Here is a 2326-nt window from a genome sequence, read left to right on the forward strand (position 1 = left end):
CGAACACCTTCAGGTCAGCCGCCTTTGCTGGGAAAGCCAGCCAGATCGCAACCAATGTGGCGCGCAAAATCGGGATCACGGCAGACGGAACCTTGTTCTTGAGGGCAATTCTTTGACGTACCTGACCAATTGCACCGATCCGAGGCAAGGGCTGACACGCAAGGTGCGACGAATCTCTTGAGAACAAAATAAGAACACGTAAACTGCTGCCATGCAAAGTGCCAACGCCCTTCTCTCCCGACGCCCCCACCGCCCCGCGCCGCAGATCACGCTAGGCGATCCCGAAATCGCGTTGCGGCTGGGACGCGTGCACGAACTCTGTGGGCAGGCGCGGCACACACTCGCGGTGACCATTGCCGCACAATTGGGGGGACCGGTGGTCTGGATCACGCAGCACGCGGCGACTGAATTCCTCTGCCCTGACGCCATCGCGGGTCACATCACGCCGGGCCATATCCTGTTCGTCACACCCGCCAAACGGGACATGCTGCTCTGGGCGATGGAAGAAGCGCTGCGTGACGGGCATGCGCCCGTGGTGGTGGCCGATCTGACTGCACCCCCCGCGATGGTGCCGATCCGCCGTCTGCATCTGGCCGCCGAGGCGGGATGTGGTGCGGGCGTCTGCCGTCCACTTGCCCTGCTTCTGACCCCCGGTCAGGGCGGCGCGCCGGGGATCGAAACCCGCTGGTCGCTGGACCCTGCCCATCACCACGGGGCGGGTCACTGGACCCTGAGCCGCCTGCGCGCCCGCATGGCCCCGCCCCGTGACTGGTTGATGACAATCCGTTCGTCTGGCCTCGTTCCCAAAATCTCTGCAACCGGGAGATCACCCGCTTTACCGGACAAGGAGGCGTGCTCTAGGCTAGGCGCAAAGGAGCAACCACATGTCGCTTAGCCAGCTTGCCCCGATAGCAGATATCCTTGCCGCGCTCGGCGTGATCCTGTCACTGATCTTTCTGGCCTACGAACTGCGACAGAACCGAAAACAATCCGAACTCGCCAACTGGCGCGATTTGCTTGAAAGCCTGAGCAACTTCAAAGGATTGAGCAACAATCTGGACTTTGCGGAATTTCTGGAACGCGCAGAAAGAGACTATGATGCGCTCACACCAGCCGAAAAACGCGCGTTCGGAATGTATCTCGAGCAAGGCATCCACATCATCGGCAACTTCGTCAAACACAATGACACCATCCCGAACAAGCTTGTTGGAATGGAGGGCGCGCTTCACAGCCTTCTCCGTGATTTACTGAACAATAAAGGCGCGCGGACTTGGTGGATCGAGACAAAACCAAAAGGACGCTTCATGCCACAGACCTATGTCATGGTGGACACCGCCCTCGACCAATACAACAAAGTCTAAGCGGAACACTGCACGTCCAAAGCGCGGAAAACGACCTCTCGCGTCGGATAAACAGTGGACGTGCCCGGCGTATCAGTCTTTTAAAAGCTGAATGCGCCTGCCCTTGTCCTTCGCCGCCTTGTTCCTGTCTGTTGCCTTGCTTCAGATCTCATCCGGTGGTGTCGGACCACTGGACGCCATCTCCGGCATAACACTGGGCTTTACCACCGCCGAAATCGGGATGCTGGGATCTGCGCATTTCGTTGGTTTCTTTGTCGGCTGCTGGTGGGCTCCGCGTCTGATGGGCACTGTCGGCCATGCACGCGCCTTTTCCGCGTTCACGGTACTGGGAGCGATTGGGCTGATCAGCCACATGATGTGGGCCGATCCCGTCGCTTGGGCACTGATGCGGATCGCAACCGGGGTCTGCGTCGCAGGCTGCTACACCGTGATCGAAGCCTGGCTTCAGGCGGAGGTCACCAACGAGACCCGCGGCCGTGCCATGGGGCTTTACCGGATCGCGGATATGGGCGCATCACTGGTCGCGCAATTGCTGATCGGGGTGCTGACGCCGGCCGCTTATGTCAGCTACAACCTGCTTGCCATCTTCTGCTGTGCAGCGCTGCTACCGCTGGCCCTGACCACCCGGCCACAACCCGAAACACCTGACGCGCCGCGATTGCGCCCCAAAATGGCGATCGCCCGCTCGCCCCTTGCCGTGGCGGGCGTGATCGTCGCTGCGATCTCGTCTGCCTCCTTCCGCATGGTGGGCCCGGTCTATGGGCAAGGTGTCGGCCTCGCGCTGGATCAGATCGCGCTCTTCATGGCGGCCTTCGTGGCGGGCGGCGCATTGGCACAATACCCCGTGGGATGGCTCGCCGACAAACACGACAGGCGTTGGGTGCTGATCTGGCTGTCGGTTGCGGCCATCGCATCCTGTGTGCTGACCGCAACGCTGACGGACCTTCCCACCCTCGGCGGTTTCC

3 protein-coding genes are annotated in these 2326 nt (G+C 61.0%); all 3 read left to right on the forward strand.

The features are described 5' to 3' along the window. Positions 1-211: 211 nt before the first annotated feature. On the forward strand, positions 212-895 hold the full coding sequence (locus JJ869_RS23085) for a hypothetical protein (RefSeq protein WP_292271262.1): 684 nt from the start codon (positions 212-214) through the stop codon (positions 893-895). Beyond that, entirely contained in the window at positions 885-1361 is a 477-nt protein-coding gene (locus JJ869_RS23090; RefSeq protein WP_292271266.1) for a hypothetical protein, read from the forward strand. Before JJ869_RS23085 ends, JJ869_RS23090 begins: the two co-directional genes overlap by 11 nt. A gap of 91 nt (positions 1362-1452) precedes the next feature. Then, positions 1453-2326 (forward strand): MFS transporter (locus JJ869_RS23095; RefSeq protein ID WP_292271269.1); only part of this gene is annotated, 874 nt, incomplete at its 3' end.

The organism is Marivita sp., assembly GCF_017643905.1.
Lineage (GTDB): Bacteria > Pseudomonadota > Alphaproteobacteria > Rhodobacterales > Rhodobacteraceae > Marivita.